Genomic DNA, 18179 nt, shown 5'->3' with positions numbered 1-18179 from the left:
CGACTCCTACTTCAACGACGATGCGCCACTCTAGGCGTCGTGAACCTGAACGCCTTGATTGTGGTCAAGCCACTCATGCCAGCAGGCTGTCGAGCGCCAGAAACCCCACGGGCTCGCCAGCGCGCAGGGTACGCCCCGCCTCCACCACGGCCAGGCCCTCGGCCCAGCTCATGGCACTTAGCATGGCCGAGCCCTGCTGGGCATGTGGCACCACACGCAGCTCACCATCCCTGACCTCGAGACGGGCGCGCAGGTACTGGCGCCGCGCATTGGCCCTGGGCCAGTCGAAACCGGCGGGCAATGGCAGTGCGCGTGACGACACGTCGCTGCGCCCCTGTGCCGCCAGCAGGAAGGGCCGCGCCACCACCAGAGTGGTAAGCAGCGCCGCCACCGGGTTGCCGGGCAGGCCGATCCACGGCGTACCACACACCCTGCCGAAGGCGAAGGGCTTGCCCGGCTGGATGGCCAGGCGCCACAGGTGCAGCTCGCCAAGCTCGCGCACCGCCTGCTTAAGGTGATCCTCCTCACCGACCGAGACGCCGCCGGAGCTGATCAGTACATCCCATTCGGACGCTGCGAGGCTTAGGGCGTCGCGACTGGCGCTCAGCTCGTCCTCCAGGACACCGCAGTCGTCCACTTCCAGTCCCCAGCCGCGCAGCGCGGCGCGCAGGCTGTAGCGATTGGCGTCGTAGATCTGTCCGGGATGCAGCGGTTCTCCCGGTTCGCGCAGTTCGTTGCCGCTGCTCAGCAGGCCTACGCGCAGACGCCGGTGCACCGCCACCTCGGCAATACCTAGGCTGGCCAGCAGGCCCAGCTGCGGCGCGCGCAGGCAGATGCCTGCCGACAGCACACAGGTACCGCGCTCGAACTCCTCGCCGCGCCGACGCACATGGTCGCCGCGGGTACAGACGGGCAGCCAGACGCCCTCGCCCTCCAGCCGCACCAGCTCCTGCGGCACAACGCTGTCAGCCCCAGGTGGCAGCGGCGCGCCGGTGAAGATGCGCACCGCATGCCCTGACGGCAGCTCCTCCAGCGCCGCATCGCCGGCGGCGATACGCCCGGCCAGCGGCAGGTAGCCCGGCCCGCCCTGCAGATCGGCGGCACGCAGCGCATAACCGTCCATGGCGCTGTTGTCCCAGGCCGGCATCGACCGTAGGGCATGTACCGGCTCGGCCAGGGTGCGACCCAAGGCCTGCTCCAGGGCTACCCATTCGACCGCCGGCGGCGTCGGCACTTGGGCCAGTAGGTCAACGATGGCTTCATCGACCGGGCATAGCCCGGGCTGGTCGCAAGCGCAGCCGTTCATGCGCGCGACCCGCACAGCACCGTGGCCTGCTCGGGCAGGCGCTTGAGGTGGGGCACGAAATTGCACGGCCGCGTACGGCAGTCCAACTGCTCACGGAGGATCCCGTTCCAGGCTGTGCTGCAGGCACCGGGCGAACCGGGAAGGCAGCACACCAGGGTGCCGTTGCTGATGCCGGCCAGGGCGCGCGACTGTACGGTAGAGGTGCCGATCTCGGTCAGGGAAATCTGCCGGAACAGTTCGCCGAAGCCATCCACCATCTTGTCCAGCAGCGGCGCCACGGCCTGCGGCGTGTTGTCCCGCGCGGTGAAGCCGGTCCCGCCAGTGATCAGCACCACCTGCACCAGCGGGTCGGCAACCCAGGCACACAGGCGTGCACGAATCTGCCAGATGTCGTCGGGCACCAGCGCCCGCTCGACCAAAGCGTGCCCGGCGCTCTCCAGCGCCTCGATCAGGGTCTGGCCCGAGCCATCGCTGGCCAGGTTGCGGGTATCACTGACGGTCAGCACGGCGATGCACAGTGCCTGGAACTCGGGGTTAGACAAGTGAGCCATTTTGGCGCCTCCATAGTATGACTGGACGCAGCCTGAGCCCGCGGGAGCGTCCCGCCCATTCCCCAATGGAGGTATCACCAAGGACCAACGCGACAAACCTTGACCACGGTCAAGGCTGCCACGTACCTGGGTATTAGCCTGAACGCGAAACCAAGGCCGGGAGGCGTTTCGCATGGCCAAGAAATTCCCTCTGCACCCGAGTCATCCCGAACGCATCTGCTGGGGGTGCGACCGTTACTGCCCGTCGGACTCGCTGGCATGCGGCAATGGTGCGGACCGCACTATGCATCCGGCCGAGATGATCGGCGATGACTGGTACCTGCACGGTGACTGGGGCATCGAGGTGCCTGAGCCGGTGGCGGATGCCGAGCAACCGCAGCACCGGTCGCGCTGAGGGCTACCAGCGTCGTGCGGCGATCGCATCACTAGCGCGCGCATCCACCCACTGAGCGCCCTGCGCGCACATTTCCTTCTTCCAGAATGGCGCCCGTGTTTTCAACTGATCCATGAGATAGGCGCAGGCCTCGAAGGCTGCCTGCCGATGGGCACTGCCAACACCAACGAAGACGATCGGCTCGGCCGCCTGCAGCAGGCCGTGACGATGCACGATTAGCACCTCGTGCAGCGGCCAGCGGACTCTGGCTTCGGCCTCGATGCCGGCCAGGGCCCGCTCGGTCATGCCAGGATAGTGTTCAAGGAACATCGCCCGCACCTCCCCCGCATCGCCATAGTCGCGTACCAAGCCGACGAAGCTAGCCAGCGCACCGACACCAGCGCAGCGCTCCTGCAACTGGTCGAGCAGCTGCGCCGCGGAAAAGCTATGCGCCTGAACCTGCACGCTCATCTTAGCCTCCGGTGACGGGCGGGAAGAAAGCGATCTCGTCGCCGTCCTGCAGCACCTGATCGAGCCCGCAGAGTTCCTGATTACACGCGCACATCAAATTTTGCGCGGCCAGTGCCGACCAGGCACCGCCACGCGCCACCAGGTTCTGGCGCAGTTGATCTACGCTGGTCAGCTGCGGCTGCCAGTCCAGGCACTCGCGGTCCAGCCCAAGTTGCTCGCGATACCCCGCGAAATAATGGACTTCCAACATACTTCTCTCCTCAGTTTTCAGGGGGCCAAACGCACGTGGCGCCGCCCTCTACAGTCAATTGGTAACGCAGGCGGCCATGCAGACAATCCGGGCGCCCTGCCCAGAATTCCATGCTGACGGGATCCCCGCCTGGACGACGGACCTGCTGAGTAAGCGAGCAGAGCCAGCGGCGCATGGGAGCCTGCCGTTCTAGCCGACTGTAGCCATGCTACTGGTGGCACATGCCACTCAGTTGATCGCTTCTCCACATGAGGCCGCTCCAGTCTGCTGGCACGCGTTGGCGCCCACCTTGCGTTGGATCAAGGCACCCGGTAAGTCCCCGAAGCGCCTCCGCTCTTCTCCAACAGGCGCACGGCCTCGATACACATGCCGCGATCCACCGCCTTGCACATGTCGTAAATGGTCAGCGCGGCGACACTTGCAGCAGTCAGCGCCTCCATCTCCACGCCCGTCTGCCCTGCCAGTTTGCAGCGCGCGACGATATGCACGCAGTCCTCGCCCTCGGCCTCAAGCTCGACCTTGACGCTTGTGAGCATGAGCGGATGGCACAGGGGAATGAGGTCGGAAGTCTTCTTCGCCGCCTGGATACCGGCGATGCGCGCCACGGCGAACACGTCGCCTTTGGGATGACGGCCATCGGCGATCATCGTCAGGGTGGCGGGCAGCATGCACACACGGGCTTCGGCCACGGCCTCGCGGCAGGTCACCGTCTTGTCGGTGACATCCACCATGCTGGCACGGCCGTGGGCATCGAGATGGGTCAGCATAGGTTTCTCCATAGTCAGATTAAGTCGAGCCGCCGTGCCAGCTTACGCAGATTGCTCGGGTCGATTGCCAGCGCCCGTGCGGCGGTGGCCCATTTGCCGCCATGCTGCGCCAGAGTGTTCTGGATCAGTTCGCGCTGATAGCGGTCCACAGCCTGATGCAGGCTTTCGCTGGGTACCAGCGGCACAGCCGACGGGACGCTGCTCGGCACCGGCGCCGGGCCATCCAGCCCAAGCCAAGGTGCCTCGATACTGAGCAATGCGGTGCGCGACTCAGCCTGGCTGAGCACCTTGAGCGCGGCGCGGCTGATCACATGCTCCAGCTCACGCACGTTGCCCGGCCAGGAGTAGGTCAGCAAGGCGCGCTCAGCATCGGCGGACAGGCGCAGGCAGCGCAGGCCCAGGCGGGCACGGTTGAGTTCGAGGAAATGCCCGGCCAGCACCAGCACGTCCCGGCCGCGCTCGCGCAACGGCGGTATGTGCACCGGGTAGACAGAAAGGCGGTGGTAGAGGTCGGCGCGGAAACGTCCTTCACGCACCTCCTCGTGCAAGCGCCGGTTGGTCGCGGTGATCACTCGTACGTCGACATGCCTTGGGCGGTCAGCGCCCAGGCGCTGAATCTCGCCGTTCTGCAGGGCGCGCAACAGCTTGGCCTGGATTGACAGCGGCAGCTCACCTATCTCGTCGAGAAACAGGGTGCCACCATTGGCCGCCTCAAAGCGTCCGGCGCGCTCTTGCGCGGCACCAGAAAACGCCCCCTTCACATGGCCGAATAGCTCACTCTCAGCCAGGGTCTCCGGGAGTGCGGCGCAGTTGACGTAAACCAGCGGCTTGCGCGCGCGCGGCGAGTGGGCATGCAGCCAGCGGGCAAACAGCTCCTTGCCTACGCCGGTCTCACCTTGCAGCAGTACCGGCAGCTCGGAGTCCGCTACGACGCCCAGCTCGTCGAGTAACTGGCATAACACCGGGCTGTCGCCGAGGATGGTGCCGCCAGTCTCGTCACCAACCTCACCCTCCTCCCGTCGGGCCAGGCGCAGGCTGCGAATTTCGTTTTCCAAGCGACACATCCGCAGTGCTGCCTCGATCAACAGGGCATAACGCTGCAGGCGCTGGGTGGCGTTGCGGTCAAAGGTACCGCGGCGCAGGGCATCCAAGGTCACAGCCCCCCATAGGCGGCCGTCGAGAAACAGGCTCATGCCCATGCAGTCGTGCACCGGTAGCGGCTCATCTGGACTATCCTGCAACAGGCCGTCGTAAGGGTCGGGCAACTCGCTGTAGGCGGCGAATTGCAATGGCTCGCGCTGTGCCAAGATCTGCGCCAAGCGCGGATGCCGGGCGATTACGAAACTGCGCCCCAGCGCTTCGTGGGCCAAGCCGACTGCAGCCTGCGGCCGCAGGCTTTCGCCATCCAGACGCAACAGCACCACCGCACTGCAAGCGAATATTTCGCGCAGGCTGACAACCAGACGCTGCAGGCGTACAGCAGATGGTAGCTCGCTGGCCAGATCGGCGAGCAAGGCGTTCTGCAGAGGGGTGAAATCTACCATTTCGGGTATCCGCTACCTGATTTCTTCCGGGTAGATTAGACCCTGGCGGCACGCAAACCCTTGATTTCCGTCAAGTTGGAAAGCGGCACGGGGCTTGCGATGGAGCATGCAGACCAATATGTCTGATAGGAGAACTCCATGGCCAGCCAACTGCTTGACAGCACCCTAGGCAATATTGCCTGCAGCATCCCCGGTGCGACCCGGGTGTTCCACGAATTCCACCTTGACTTCTGCTGCGGCGGTCAGAAGAGCCTACGCCAGGCCGCGCAGGAGCACGGCATCGATGCCGGCCAGATACAGGAACGCTTGCTCTCACTCAGCGACGAAGCCCAAGATGCGGAGGATTGGCGTACAGTCCCGGACGAGCAGTTGATTGAACACATACTGCAGCGCTACCACGACGTGCACCGTCAGCAACTGCCGGAGTTGATTCGTCTCGCGGCGAGAGTCGAGCAGGTGCATGGCGGCCGCGAGCACTGCCCAGTGGGACTGACAGATCTGCTGATCGACATGCAGCAGGAGCTGGAAAGCCACATGCAGAAGGAAGAGCAGATTCTCTTCCCGATGATCCTGCGTGGTGGCGGCACGATGGCTGGTGGTCCGATCTCGGTGATGCGGTACGAGCACGACCAGCACGGCGATGCGCTGGAGCGTGTCGTCGAATTGACCGATGACATGCAGCCACCGGCCAATGCCTGCAACACCTGGCGCGCGTTGTACCGCGGACTTGACGAGCTGCGCTGCGACCTGATGCAGCACATCCACCTGGAAAACAATCTGCTGTTCCCGCGTGCCCTCGGTAAGGAGGTACAGCATGGGTGAGTACCGCAAACTCTGGTGGGCATTGATCGCCGTACTCGGCGTGACTTTCTGCGTACTCGGCTGGTTCGGCCGCGAGGTGTATCGTCAGGCGCCGCCAATCCCAGAACAGGTGCAGAGCACCGACGGCAGCCTGCTATTTACCAACGTGGACATACTAGACGGGCAGACCGCATGGCAGAGCGTCGGCGGTATGCAGCTCGGCTCGATCTGGGGCCACGGCGCCTACCAGGCACCGGACTGGACTGCCGACTGGCTGCATCGCGAACTGACGGCGTGGCTCGACCTGGCCGCGCAGCACACCTACGGTGTGCCCTATGCCCAGGTGGACGAAGACCACCAGGCCCTGCTGCGCCAGCAACTCAAGCGCGAATACCGTGGCAACCAGGTGCAAGGCGAGGTGCTGGTGCTCAGCGAACGCCGCGTCGCCGCTGTCGAACAGACTGCGGCCTACTATGAGGCGCTGTTCGGCAAAGACCCGGCCCTGCAAGGCAGTCGCAAGAGCTTCGCCATGAAGGAGAACACCCTGCCCGACGCCGCCCGGCGCGAGCAGCTGACCCGCTTCTTCTTCTGGACAGCCTGGGTCGCCGCAACCGAGCGCCCAGGGCATGACGCCACCTACACCAACAACTGGCCCCACGAACCGCTGATCGACAACAAGCCCACTGCGGAGAACCTGATCTGGTCCATCGTCAGTGTGATACTCCTGATTGCCGGTATCGGCTTCCTGGTCTGGGCCTGGGCCTTCCTGCGCGATCACGAGGAGGATGAACCGACTGCACCGGCCCACGACCCGCTCAGCCTAGTGGCCCTGACGCCATCGCAGAAAGCGCTGGGCAAGTACCTGCTGCTGGTGGTCGGACTGTTCGCCTTTCAGGTCGTGATCGGCGGTGCTACTGCGCACTACACGGTGGAGGGCCAGGACTTCTATGGCTTCCCGCTATCGCAGTGGTTCCCCTACTCGCTGCTGCGCACCTGGCACATTCAGAGCGCTCTGTTCTGGATCGCCACCGGCTTCCTCGCTGCGGGTCTGTTCCTCGCACCCATCATCAGCGGCGGCAAGGATCCGAAGTTCCAGAAACTTGGCGTCGACGTGCTGTTCTGGGCACTGGTGGTCGTGGTGCTCGGCTCCTTCGTTGGCAACTACCTGGCCATCGCCCAGATCATGCCGGCCGAGTGGAATTTCTGGCTCGGTCATCAGGGCTACGAGTACGTCGACCTCGGTCGCCTGTGGCAGATCGGCAAGTTCACCGGCGTGGCCTTCTGGCTGCTGTTGATGCTGCGCGGCATCTTGCCGGCCTTCCGCCAGCCCGGCGACAAGAACCTGCTGGCCCTGCTGTCGGCCTCGGTGATCGCCATCGGCCTGTTCTACGGCGCCGGCTTCGCCTACGGCGAGCGCACCCACCTGTCGGTGATGGAGTACTGGCGCTGGTGGGTGGTGCATCTGTGGGTGGAGGGCTTCTTCGAGGTCTTCGCCACCACCGCGCTGGCCTTTATCTTCTCCAGCATGGGCCTGGTCTCCAAGCGCATGGCCACCACCGCCAGCCTGGCCTCGGCCTCGCTGTTCATGCTCGGCGGTGTACCGGGCACCTTCCACCATCTGTACTTCTCCGGCACCACCACCCCAGTGATGGCAGTGGGCGCCACCTTCAGTGCCCTCGAAGTGGTGCCGCTGATCGTGCTCGGCTATGAGGCCTGGGAGAACTGGCGCCTGAAGAGCCGTGCGGCCTGGATGGAGCGGGTCAAGTGGCCGCTGATGTGCTTCGTCGCCGTGGCCTTCTGGAACATGCTCGGCGCTGGGGTGTTCGGCTTCATGATCAACCCGCCGATCTCTCTGTACTACGTGCAGGGCCTCAACACCACACCAGTGCATGCCCATGCCGCGTTGTTCGGGGTCTACGGCTTCCTCGCCCTGGGCTTCACGCTGCTGGTGCTGCGCTATATCCGCCCGCAGATGCAGTTCAACCAGGGACTGATGAAGGTCGCCTTCTGGTGGCTCAACGCAGGCCTGGTGCTGATGATTGCCACCAGCCTGCTGCCCATCGGCATCATCCAGTTCCACGCCAGCGTCAGCGAGGGCCTGTGGTACGCCCGCAGCGAGGCCTTCATGCAGCAGGATCTGCTGCAGACCCTGCGCTGGGTGCGTACTTTCGGCGACGTGGTGTTCATCGTCGGCGCCCTGGCCATGGCCTGGCAGGTGGTCATTGGCTTCTTCTCACCTGTCCCCAGGAGCGTGCCGCTGCGCGCGCAAGGAGGTGCCCGAACGATTAATTAAATACGTTGGATGTGTATTGGCTAGGCTCGGCCCGCGATACGCGGGTCGAGTCGTTGTTGGCCTCGCCTAGACTGAAACATGAAGTTTCCCGAACGGAGTCGCACCATGCATACACACAAGATTCTCACGTACCTCGACACTCCCGGCAGTCGCCCGCTATGGCAAGTGTTCTGGCTGCAGGGCGTGCTGCTCAGCCACCTGCTGTTTGGCGCCATCCTGCTGCTCTACCGGCAAGTCGACAGCGTAACGCTGGCCCTGCTGCTGGCGGCCTTCGTCAGCTACACCGCCTGGGTGCTGAACGCGGTCTGGCGCAACGCCGGCAACGTGCGCGAGCCCATCTACGGCGAGATCGCCCGCTTCCTGACCGTGGCCTGGTCGATCAATGCCGTGCTGGCCTCGTTCTTCCTGCTGCTTGCCCACCTGCAGCCGTTCGGCCACGGCCTGCCGTTCTGAGGCTCAACCCGGCGGCGTGAGATAGGCCGCCGTCTACCCGCGCTGCTGGGCGCTGGCCTCCAGCTCCCAGCTCGCCAGGCTGCGCAGATGTACCTCATCGGGGCTGTCGGCGAAGCGCAGCGCGCGACCCTAGGTGTAGAAGTCCGCCAGCGGCGTATCCGGACTCAGGCCCGTGGCACCGAACACCTGCATGGCGCGGTCGACCACCCGGCAGAGCATACGCGGCACCTACGCCTTGATCATGGCGATCTCCCGGCGCGCCGCCCTGGCGCCTACTTCATCCAGCATCCAGGCGGTCTTCGGCACCAGCAGACGCGCCTGCTCGATAGCCAGTCTCGACTCGCCGATCCAGTCGCCGATATTGGCATACTGCGCCAGATAGCGGCCGAATGTGCGGCGCTCCTGGCAGCGCTCCAGCAGCAGCTGCAGGGCCAGTTCGGCCATGCCGATGGCGCGCATGCAGTGGTGCACTCGCCCCGGTCCTAGGCGCACCTGGGCCATCATGAAGCCGTCGCCCTCCTGGCCGAGCAGGTGATCGCACGGCACCCGCACATCGCGCAACAAAATCTCCGCATGACCTTCTGCCGAAACATGGTTGAGCACCGGAATATTGCGCAGCACCTGCACGCCAGGGGTATCGAAGGACACCAGCAGCATGCTCTGCTGACGATGGGGCGCGGCCTCGGGATCAGTCTTGCCCATCACGATCAGCAGACGACACTGCGGGTGACAGGCATTGGCGATGAACCATTTGCACCCGTTGAGGACGTAATGCTCGCCGTCACGACGGATCAGCGTCTGCACGTTGCCGGCGTCCGAGCTGGCCACATCCGGCTCGCTCATGGCAAAGGCCGAACGGATCTTGCCTTCCAGTAGCGGCAGCAGCCAGCGCTGGTGCTGCGCGGGGCTGGCAGAAACAGGCTCCACAGCCCTTCGCTGCGCGCCAGGGCCTTGAGGTCGTTCATGAAGGAAACCGGCAGGCATCAGGCCTGCACCTCCGCCAGCCACTGGGCATGACGCGGCACCACATGGGTATCCATGAAATCCTGCAGCTGCCGGCGTAGTGTTTCCACTCTGGTGCTGAAGGCAAAGTCCATCGCATCCACCTCGGGGGGGGGGGGCGGTGAGACCAGCCGAAGTCAGCACCGGCCCGACTCGAAGAATGCTGGGCGGCATGGATGAGCAGGTATCACGGCGCCGCGAAGCCGAGCCGAGCCGAGCCGAGCCGAGGTTGACCAGCGTTATGGCGCGTGTTCGTCACCCGCTCTAGAAGCGGTAGTCCATCCCCACGCTCAGGCTGCGTTCGTTGCCGCTGAGGAATGTCGGTTGGCTGGCGTCGGCGCGATTGCGGATCACATAACTGCTGGCATAGACCTCGTCGCTCAGGTTGTCACCTTGCAGATACAACGACAGCCCTTCATTGACCTTGTAGCTGGCCTTGAATCCCCAGAGGGCATAGGAGTCCTGATAGTTGTTACGGGTGTTGGCATGGTCGGTCGGGGTGTCCTGCGGCAACCAGCGCAGGTTCGGGCCGATGCTCCACGGGCCGCGGCGATAAAGCAGCTCGCCCGCCCACAGCTGGCGTGGTACACCTGCGATCTGATTGCCCTCGAACTCGCCGCCACGGAAGGTGAAGTCACTGAAGGTCCAGGCCAGGCGATAGGCCAGGTCCCCGCCAAGCGTGGCGGAGGTCGGCAGCAGGCCCTTGATTCCCGCCTCGACGCCGCGATGGCGTGTGCGCGATGCGTAATTGTAGGTACCTACCCTGACGCCCAGACTGTCGGAGGTGGAGATCAGCTCGTCATCCACGTCACTGTGGTACAGCGACAAGCTCCACTCGTTGCTGCCAATACGCCCCTGGCCGCCGATTTCGTAGGTGGTCGCGCGCTGCACATTGAGCTCAGTCAGCGACGCCGTGGCCTGCGCCGGCGCAGTAGGTGGCACCTGCCCGACGACAATCTCCCAGAAGGTTGGCGCCTCGTGACTACGGCTGATGTTGGCGTACCAGCGCTGGTTTTCACTGGGCGTCCAGTTCAAGCCGATCTTCGGCGTGGCGAAGTCCCAGCTCTGATCCAGGCTGGCGTTGCTGTTACGCGAACTGGCATCCCGGCTGACATCACTCCATTTCAGCTCGGTGACCAGGGTCCAGTCCTGCGCCAGATGCCAGTCCAGCCCAGCCAGCAGATCGACGTTACGCGCTTCGAGGTCGAAGTCGCCGAAGCGCTGCAGGCGACTGCCGTCCTGGCCGCTGTTGGCATAGAGCTCACGGGTTATGTCGCTGTAGGACCAGCCAGCACCGAAGCGATAGTCGAACAGGCGCTGCTCGCCTTCCAGGCTCCACTGGGCTCCGAGCGTGTCGCTGTCGGTCAGGGTATGGCTGAGCGGGTCGGTGAAGTCGTCCACCGTATTCTGCCCGTAGACACCGAAGCTCTGTTGCCAGCCAGTGCCCTGCCACTGGGTGCGGTTGGCCAGGCGCAACTGCTGGGTATCACGATGCGGATCGCGCCGATATACATTGAGCAGGTGATCCTGCGCCGTATTGCCGTCTCCAAGTACGCTACGCGGATCATCTTCCAGACGCGCCTTAGTGATGACGTTAGGAATCTCGAAGGTGAGATCGCTCCAGGACAGGTAGCTGCGATTCTCCACGCCATCCCCCAAGTCCAGGCCAAAGTTGCTATGCACCAAGGTGCGGTGCGAAGCAGAGTGATGACGATAACCGTCGTACTGATCTTGACTGATGCTCACCCGCGCATCGTGCCCGGCCTCCGCCAGGCCGGCAGCGACCTGCACGGCCTGGCGACCGAAACTGCCACTTTCCAGGCGCAAACGCCCGGCCTCGTCGGCACCGGTAAGCGAATTGAATTCCAGCTCGCCACCCAGCGTGGTGGCACCCGGGCTGCCGGCGTTGGCACCGCGTCGGGCACTGATCCAAGAAGCATTACGCGGCTCCAGCAGGCCCATGACGAAGGAGCCATCGGCCTCGTTGAGCGGTAACCCGTCTTGTAGCAGTAGTACGCCACGATTGACCGGATTGCTCTGAATACCCGAGCCGCGGATGTTCAGGCGCGGCTGATCGGTGCCTCCGAAAAAGTCCTGAATCACCAAACCGGGCTGATAGTCCAACGCATCACGCAAGGTCGCCAAACGCGTTTCGCTCTGCGGCGTGGCCAGGTTGGTACCGCCAGGCACTCGGGACAGCTCTTCGCGCTCAGCTTCAACCGACTGATTTGCTGGAGCCTGGCGTTGACCGCTGATTGCCAGTGGCTCCAACTCGACCGGATCGGCAGCACAATCCATCAGTGGCAGAGCGCCCAGAAGTGTCAATGAAAGATACTTCAGGTAAAAGGTTCGACGCATGACACTCTCCTTCACGAACAGAAATAAGCTCACCAGCTCAGGTAAAACATGCCCTTGGCCAGCAACACGATGCCGACCATGTGGGTAAACACGCTCAGGTGAATACGGCGGAAATAGGTGGAATTCATGCGCCCGCTGATCACCAGGAACATGGCCGTGCAGAAGTGTCCGAGCACACTCAGCGCCAGGCAGATCTTCAGGGTCAGCAGGGTGCCGAAGGAGGAAGCCAGCGGGTCGGCCAGTTGTGGCAGGTAACGCAGCCAGACCATGCCCAGGCCGGCGCTGAACAGCACCAGTAGTACCCAAGGCATCAGGCGGCGCCCGCGTTTGCCAATGCCCTGCTCCACCTGGCGCATCACCGCGGGCGGCACGTGCTTGCGCACACCTTCAAGAATCAACACTTCAAAGAACACCGCGCCGATGAAGATCAGAGCGGCGAACAGATGCAGGGTCAGCAGAATGGGATAGCTCACGGTAGCGAAGTCTCCAGGGTCATCAGGGTCTGGTGGAGCGCCTCAGCCAGCACCTCCGGTGCGCGGTCGGCGGCGTCGAACGTCTGCAGCCCGCCCGCATTGAGCAGCACGAAGCGTTCAACCAGGCCGACCAGTTCGCCCGGGTGATGGCTGACGCACAGCAGAGCCGCCGCGGATTGCTCGAGCCAGTCGCGGCAGATATCGATCAGGGTCTTGCGCAAAGCCGGGTCCAGCGCACTGAACGGCTCGTCGAGCAGCAGCAGGTCAGGCTCCACCGCCAGCGCCCTGGCCAGCGCCACGCGCTGCGCCATGCCCCCAGACAGCTGATTCGGCCAAGACCGTGCGTACTCACTGAGGCCTACCCGCTCCAGCCACTCGGCAGCCACACATCGCGCCGTCGCCGGGTCACGACCGGCCGCGCGCAAGGGAATTTCGAGGTTCTCGGCCACTCGGCACCAAGGCAGCAGGCGCGGCTCCTGGAAGGCCAGCACGGCGTGGCGGAAGCTGCTCTGCTGGTTACCGCGCTGCGCCTTCAGGATTCCAGCCGCCAATCTCAGCAGGCTGCTCTTGCCGGCACCGCTCGGGCCGAGGATCCCGACCCGCTCGCCACTTCGTAGCCGAAAGTCGACCTGCCGGAGCACCGTGCGCCCGCCCAACTCGAGGTCGATTGAGTACCAATCAAGCATGGGCGGCCTCCTGCCAACGCCCCATGCGCCGCTGCAACGGCTGTAGCAGCACGAATTCCAGCGCCGCCACCAGCAGCAGTATCAGCAGGGTCCAGGCGTACAGCCCGGCGCTGTCGAAGGTGCTGCGTGCATTGGCCAGAGCAAACCCGGCGCCGCTTTCAGCCCCCAGCACCTCGGCCATCACCACCAGGCGCACACCACTGCAGGTGGCAATCAGCAATGCCGCACCGAGCGGCGCCGCCAGGGCCGGCACGTACAGATAACGCAGTTTCTGCCACGGGCCGAAACGGTAGACGCGAACCATCTCCAACAGGCCGCGATCGACCATGAGCATGCCCTTGACGGTATTCACGTACATGCCCGGCGCCAGCATCAGCACACTGATGAACACCACCATCGCCGAGCCCAGGCCGAACCAGAGCATGGCCAGCACCACGACCACCACCGGCGGGGTCGCCATCAGCAACCAGCGCAAGGGCTCCAGCAGGCCGCGCAGACGGGCATCCAGGCCAGCCAGCAGCCCCAGGCAAAAGCCCAAGAGACAGCCAAGGCCAACCCCGAGGCCGATGCGCAACAAGCTGGCGCCGGCATGCACACGAAAGTCAGCTTCAAACGGCAGCTGCCACATGGCTTTGAGGGTCTGCAGCGGAGTAGCCATCAGCAACGGCCCCAGGTTCAGTGCCAGCAACTGCCAGCCCAGCACGATCAGCACGGCGCCCAACAACGCCCAGCGCCAGGAGGTGGGACGGATATCGTTCATGCTCATGGCCCGTAGAATTCGGCGTTCGGCAGCGAACCACCGATGGCCTGTGGATGGCGCTCGGCGAGCAGCCGATAAAGCGCTTCCAGCTGCTCGCGAGCCTCGCTGGCCGGACGGGACTCCAGACGCGTCACGCGAATCGACTCCTCGACGGCAGCCACCGGCAGGTGCGGCAAATGCCGATGGACCAATTCCGCACACTCACGCGGCTGAGCACTGCACCAACGCGCCGATTGCGCATAGGCCTGCTCCACGGCACGCGCCAGTTCGTGCTGCTCGGCAATGCGCGCGCTGGCCATGATTCCCGCCTGGGGCAGCTCGGGGTTCGCGGGAAATGCCTGGTTCCAGGCATTCTCCAGGCTCTGCACGCGTCGCAACGGCGCGCCGTTCTGCTGCTGGTTGCGCCACAACAACAGGGAAACCGCTGGTTCCACCAGTAGCGCGTGCTTGGCGCGCCCGGCCAGCAGCAGGGCCTGGGCATCCTGGCCATCGCGTACAGGACGCAGGGTCAGGTCCTTGCCCGCTTCCAGGCCGTGGCTGCGCAACAGCTCATCAACCAGCACCGCAGGCAGGTCGCGCTGAAAGGGCATCACCAGTTCCTCACCCCTGAGGTCAGCAAAGCCCTGGATCGCCGGATCACGGCTGACCAGCCAGATGATCCCCCACACCGAGACGTTCAGCAGGCGCACCGGCAGGCCGCGTCCGGCCACCAGAGCCGGCAGATTGACCGGTACCGCGCTGTAGTCGATCTCGTCGTTGGCCAGCAACACGCGCAACTGGTCCGGGTTCTGCCACAGACGGAACTCGACGCGTTTGGCGTGCGCCTTGAGCGCCCCGCTTTCGACCATGTGCAGCAACGGGAAACTGACCACAGCGCTAGGGCCGGCCAGGCGCAGGACCTCCTGCTGGGCTTGCGTTGCTGGCGCGAGCAACGCTGCACAAGCGGCTAGACAGAAGGAAGCCAACCGAGTGCAGGCTGGCCGATTGAATGATACGAGAATAAGTCTTATCTTCATTCGCACATCATTACAGCCGGCACAGCAGCTACAAATGACAATTGTTAAGTTTCCCGCAGATCGCAGCGCTTGCCTGCAACTGCTCTCGTCAGTCCCCCTGTTCGCCGATCTGCCCGGCGAGCTGCTGGCGATGCTCGTCCGCTCAGCCACGCAGTTACGTGTCGAAGCGGGTGAATTGCTGTTTCGCGAAGGCGAGGCCGCCGAGCACTTTCTGCTGGTGCGCCACGGCAGCGTGGAGATGATGCGTTTTACCTGCGAGGGCGAGGAACGGGTCTTTCACCTGTTCCACAGCGGTCAGTTGATCGCCGAGGCCGCCATGTTCATGCCCCATGGCCGTTACCCGATGAACGCCAGAGCACAGTGCGACAGCGAGCTCTATCGCCTGAACCGGGCGGCACTGCGCAAGGCCTGCGAAAACGATTCGGTATTGGCCATGCGCATGCTGGAAAACCTCAGCCTGCGCCTGTATCGCCAAGTCAACGAAGTCGACTGGCTCACCGCCAGCTCGGCCTCACAGCGCTTGGCGGCTTACCTGCTCAAACTGCACCAGCGCCAGGGCGAGCAGCTCAACCTGCCGATTAGCCAGCGCCAGCTGGCCACTCACCTGGGAATCCGTCCGGAGTCTCTCAGTCGTCTGCTGTCCGACTGGCAGCAGGCTGGCCGCCTTCGCGGCCGCCTGCGCCAGTGGGTGCTGTGTGACCTGAGCTACCTCAAGCAACTTGCCAGCGCAGCCACCCGTACCTTCTAGGCAGTCTCAGTCCACAGCACGCGGCCTGCGCCTACCAGTTCAGCACGAACATCGCTTTGGCCAGGAACAGAATGCCGAGCATCTGTATCAGCACGCTGAGATGGATCAGGCGAGAACGCGCTGGCGTCATGCGCCCGGTACGCATGAGGAAAACCACGAAGAGAAAGTGGCAAAGGATGCTCAGCGCCAGGCAGATCTTCAGCGTCAACAGGGTGCCGAAGCTGCTGGACAAGGGATCGGCCAGCGCAGCGCGATAGTGCCAAGCCAGGCCGATACCCGCGCCATACAACGCCAGCACCACCCAGTGCATGACCTGGCGTGCGCGCTGACCGAGGGCCTTGGACAGCCGCTCGCGGGGCTCGACGTCCAGCTGTCTGGCCGCTCGGCTGAGGATCATCACCTCAAAGAACACCCCGCCGATGAAGAATGCTGCAGCCGTCAGGTGAGCGAATTTCAGTAACAGATAAAGCACACATCCTCCCTAGCCCGGATGACCGTCGGCGCGTGTGCGACACAGCATCGGGCCGTAGCAGTAGAGAAACTGTGCGAAAGCCAAACACCAGCACCCCGCCGCCAGCCAGAGCGCCGGCTGATAGGCAAAGGACACGCCAAGGACACGCAGCAAGGCGGCCAGGTTGAGCATCAGGAACGCCACCGCGAAGCCACGTGGCAGTTGCAACGGACGACCGGTGTGCCCCAACGAGACTCGCGCCAGCATGGCCAGGATAAGTCCGGCCATGGAGCCGACCGTCAGGCCATGCAACGCCTGGCTGAACGGCACCGGGCCACCAACATGCCACAGCGCCAGTCCCAGACAGGCCACCACCAACCAGGCGTAAGCCAGGTGCAGCGACCACAGCAGCGGCACCTGCAGCAGCGCGCGATCAAACCAGCGCCACAGGCGGATACCATGTCCTAGGCCGAGCACCAGCATCAGCACCGCGCCAAACCAACTCGGCAGCAACAGCAGGCCGATCGCGCTCAACAGGGCCGCCAGGACACTACCTACCAGCAACAGCCAATCCAACCAGGGCCATGGCTGAACGGCCTCCACCCTTCCCAAGCCGCGCTGAGTGAAGAATGGAATCACCCGCCCGCCGATTAGCGTCATCATCGCCGCCACCAGCCAGATGGCGGCCAGGCTGCCCTGACGCTGCCAGCCATCATGTTGCTGCAAGATGCCCAGAAGGTTCAGTAGATCCGCTGCTGCCAATAACGAGAGAACCAGCACGATCGGATAGTTGCGTCGTTGCCGCACTGCCCAAAGCAGACGAGCCATGACGCCGGCAACCGCCAGCAGGAAAGCCAGGTTGACCAGCAACAATAGCCATGTAGAAGGTAGCCACCAGGCGGCTCGCCCCACTAGCCAGAGACCAGCCAGCACCGCCAGCGGTCGGCCTGACAGGCTTGGCTGGCCAGTCCAGGTCTGTACTGCGGTTAACAGGAAACCGGCGATGATGGCTCCGGCAAAGCCAAATACCAGCTCATGCCGATGCCAGGCCAGCCAACCTCCCGTCGGCGCGGGGAGCGACCAGCCCTGTAAAGCAGCGACCCAGAGCGGAATGGCCAGCGCCGCCATGAGTGCACCGAGCAGAAAGAATGGACGAAAGCCCAAGCGCAGAATCGGCGCGATGGCCATGGCCTTACGCTTATCGATGATCAACATAGATTTTCCACTCACGTTGAGGCGACTGGCGAGCAACCAGTAAAACCTCGGGACAGTTGAAATTGAGTAGACGCGGATCATCCTCCCGGCACGCTAGCTCGCAGATGCCCAGACGCTGCCATAGGCGACATGGACTGCGCTCTCCAGTTACCCAGGCCCGGTCGATGTCGACTAGCAGCGTGCGTGGCAGCACGCAAAGCAGTGGTTGCAGGCGTTCGCCCTGGCGCACCACGGCGATTTGCCCAGGCCGAGCCAGAGCCAACTGCTGCAACTCTTCCAGCAGTTCCGATTCGACAGCGGGCAGATCACAAGGCGCCACCAGCAGATGCGTTCCACGCATGCTGCGTAGCCCAGCCAGGATTCCAGCCAAAGGCCCTGGGTAGCCCGCCTGATCATCACTCAGGGCTCGATCACAGAGCGCGGCATAGCGCGTCACGTTACGGTTACAGGAAATAATCAGCTCACCAACCAGTGGGCGCATCTGCCTGACAACCCACTCTGCCATAGGCCTGCCGCACCACGGCACCAGTCCTTTGTCCACCCCCCCCAGCCGGGAGCCCTGTCCACCGCTCAGCACCAGCCCAGTAAACCACTCCCGCATCGGTACCTCTTCAAAGCCATTCAGCACCGGCGGTTGCCAATGCACATCTTGCATGACCCA

General features: G+C 64.0%; 20 protein-coding genes and 1 pseudogene. 5 read left to right on the top strand and 16 right to left on the bottom strand.

The genetic code is table 11. The features are described from left to right. Window positions 1-73: 73 nt before the first annotated feature. Together DXK50_RS22460 and moaB are read right to left on the bottom strand one after the other, a co-directional pair. On the bottom strand, window positions 74-1306 hold the full coding sequence (locus DXK50_RS22460; protein WP_047585331.1) for a molybdopterin molybdotransferase MoeA: 1233 nt from the start codon (window positions 1304-1306) through the stop codon (window positions 74-76). Next, window positions 1303-1857, bottom strand: a complete 555-nt coding sequence (moaB, locus tag DXK50_RS22455; protein WP_123084432.1) for a molybdenum cofactor biosynthesis protein B — start codon at window positions 1855-1857, stop codon at window positions 1303-1305. Before moaB ends, DXK50_RS22460 begins: the two co-directional genes overlap by 4 nt. Window positions 1858-2029: 172 nt before the next feature. On the opposite strand from moaB, the gene DXK50_RS22450 reads away from it, so the two are divergent. Next, on the top strand, window positions 2030-2251 hold the full coding sequence (locus tag DXK50_RS22450) for a DUF3079 domain-containing protein (protein ID WP_047585327.1): 222 nt from the start codon (window positions 2030-2032) through the stop codon (window positions 2249-2251). 3 nt (window positions 2252-2254) lie between these two features. On the opposite strand, the gene DXK50_RS22445 is transcribed toward DXK50_RS22450, so the two are convergent. From DXK50_RS22445 to norR, 5 genes are all read right to left on the bottom strand, one after another. After that, complete coding sequence (locus DXK50_RS22445) at window positions 2255-2701, bottom strand: molybdenum cofactor biosynthesis protein MoaE (protein ID WP_212631788.1); 447 nt, start codon at window positions 2699-2701, stop codon at window positions 2255-2257. Between the two features lies 1 nt (window position 2702). Continuing rightward, window positions 2703-2951 (bottom strand): molybdopterin converting factor subunit 1, encoded by a 249-nt coding sequence (gene moaD / locus DXK50_RS22440; protein ID WP_047585323.1) that lies wholly within the window; start codon window positions 2949-2951, stop codon window positions 2703-2705. 10 nt (window positions 2952-2961) lie between these two features. Next, entirely contained in the window at window positions 2962-3063 is a 102-nt protein-coding gene (locus tag DXK50_RS25585) for a pyridoxine 5'-phosphate oxidase C-terminal domain-containing protein (RefSeq protein WP_198712330.1), read from the bottom strand. 187 nt (window positions 3064-3250) lie between these two features. Next, window positions 3251-3718, bottom strand: coding sequence for a cyclic pyranopterin monophosphate synthase MoaC (gene moaC, locus DXK50_RS22430; protein ID WP_047585321.1), 468 nt, complete (start codon window positions 3716-3718; stop codon window positions 3251-3253). A gap of 14 nt (window positions 3719-3732) precedes the next feature. Further along, window positions 3733-5262: a nitric oxide reductase transcriptional regulator NorR gene (norR, locus tag DXK50_RS22425; protein WP_047585318.1), complete on the bottom strand. Its 1530-nt coding sequence runs from the start codon at window positions 5260-5262 to the stop codon at window positions 3733-3735. A gap of 138 nt (window positions 5263-5400) precedes the next feature. On the opposite strand from norR, the gene ytfE reads away from it, so the two are divergent. The 3 genes from ytfE (at window position 5401) to DXK50_RS22410 (ending at window position 8809) form a co-directional block, all read left to right on the top strand. Continuing rightward, a complete protein-coding gene (gene ytfE, locus DXK50_RS22420; RefSeq protein WP_212631787.1) occupies window positions 5401-6084 on the top strand; it encodes an iron-sulfur cluster repair protein YtfE in 684 nt (227 codons plus the stop codon). Next, entirely contained in the window at window positions 6077-8356 is a 2280-nt protein-coding gene (locus DXK50_RS22415; protein ID WP_047585314.1) for a nitric-oxide reductase large subunit, read from the top strand. Before ytfE ends, DXK50_RS22415 begins: the two co-directional genes overlap by 8 nt. 105 nt (window positions 8357-8461) lie before the next feature. Then, window positions 8462-8809 (top strand): hypothetical protein, encoded by a 348-nt coding sequence (locus DXK50_RS22410; protein WP_047585311.1) that lies wholly within the window; start codon window positions 8462-8464, stop codon window positions 8807-8809. Window positions 8810-8842: 33 nt separating this feature from the next. Here DXK50_RS22410 and DXK50_RS22405 read toward each other — a convergent pair. The 6 genes and pseudogenes from DXK50_RS22405 to DXK50_RS22380 all read right to left on the bottom strand — a co-directional run bounded on the left by DXK50_RS22405 (window position 8843) and on the right by DXK50_RS22380 (window position 15020). Beyond that, a pseudogene (locus DXK50_RS22405) lies at window positions 8843-9906 on the bottom strand (acyl-CoA dehydrogenase family protein). A gap of 169 nt (window positions 9907-10075) precedes the next feature. Beyond that, window positions 10076-12169 carry a TonB-dependent receptor family protein gene (locus tag DXK50_RS22400; protein WP_047585309.1) on the bottom strand — a complete coding sequence of 698 codons (2094 nt, stop codon included), beginning with the start codon at window positions 12167-12169 and terminating at the stop codon, window positions 10076-10078. 29 nt (window positions 12170-12198) lie between these two features. Further along, entirely contained in the window at window positions 12199-12642 is a 444-nt protein-coding gene (locus DXK50_RS22395) for a CopD family copper resistance protein (RefSeq protein ID WP_047585307.1), read from the bottom strand. Continuing rightward, window positions 12639-13328, bottom strand: a complete 690-nt coding sequence (locus DXK50_RS22390) for an ABC transporter ATP-binding protein (protein ID WP_152488967.1) — start codon at window positions 13326-13328, stop codon at window positions 12639-12641. Before DXK50_RS22390 ends, DXK50_RS22395 begins: the two co-directional genes overlap by 4 nt. Then, the gene (locus DXK50_RS22385) at window positions 13321-14088 is read right to left on the bottom strand and encodes an ABC transporter permease (RefSeq protein WP_047585346.1); all 768 of its coding nucleotides are present in this window, start codon (window positions 14086-14088) and stop codon (window positions 13321-13323) included. The genes DXK50_RS22390 and DXK50_RS22385 overlap by 8 nt, the downstream gene beginning before the upstream one ends. Window positions 14089-14090: 2 nt before the next feature. Continuing rightward, a complete protein-coding gene (locus tag DXK50_RS22380; RefSeq protein WP_249186977.1) occupies window positions 14091-15020 on the bottom strand; it encodes an ABC transporter substrate-binding protein in 930 nt (309 codons plus the stop codon). Window positions 15021-15138: 118 nt separating this feature from the next. Between DXK50_RS22380 and DXK50_RS22375 the strand changes: the two genes are divergently transcribed. Next, entirely contained in the window at window positions 15139-15852 is a 714-nt protein-coding gene (locus tag DXK50_RS22375) for a Crp/Fnr family transcriptional regulator (RefSeq protein ID WP_123084440.1), read from the top strand. A gap of 31 nt (window positions 15853-15883) precedes the next feature. Here the strand turns inward: DXK50_RS22375 and DXK50_RS22370 are convergent, their stop codons facing one another. The 3 genes from DXK50_RS22370 to mobA are packed head-to-tail and all read right to left on the bottom strand — an operon-like array spanning window position 15884 to window position 18173. Beyond that, entirely contained in the window at window positions 15884-16324 is a 441-nt protein-coding gene (locus DXK50_RS22370) for a CopD family copper resistance protein (RefSeq protein ID WP_047589276.1), read from the bottom strand. Between the two features lie 9 nt (window positions 16325-16333). After that, window positions 16334-17518, bottom strand: coding sequence for an NnrS family protein (locus DXK50_RS22365; protein WP_123084441.1), 1185 nt, complete (start codon window positions 17516-17518; stop codon window positions 16334-16336). Beyond that, window positions 17502-18173, bottom strand: a complete 672-nt coding sequence (mobA, locus tag DXK50_RS22360; RefSeq protein ID WP_249186976.1) for a molybdenum cofactor guanylyltransferase MobA — start codon at window positions 18171-18173, stop codon at window positions 17502-17504. Before mobA ends, DXK50_RS22365 begins: the two co-directional genes overlap by 17 nt. Window positions 18174-18179 lie beyond the last annotated feature (6 nt).

Source organism: Pseudomonas sp. KB-10 (assembly GCF_018221585.1).
GTDB classification, from domain to species: Bacteria; Pseudomonadota; Gammaproteobacteria; order Pseudomonadales; family Pseudomonadaceae; genus Aquipseudomonas; species Aquipseudomonas yangonensis.
Note: the sequence above shows the minus strand (reverse complement) of the source record. Positions and strands in the feature narration are given on the sequence as shown.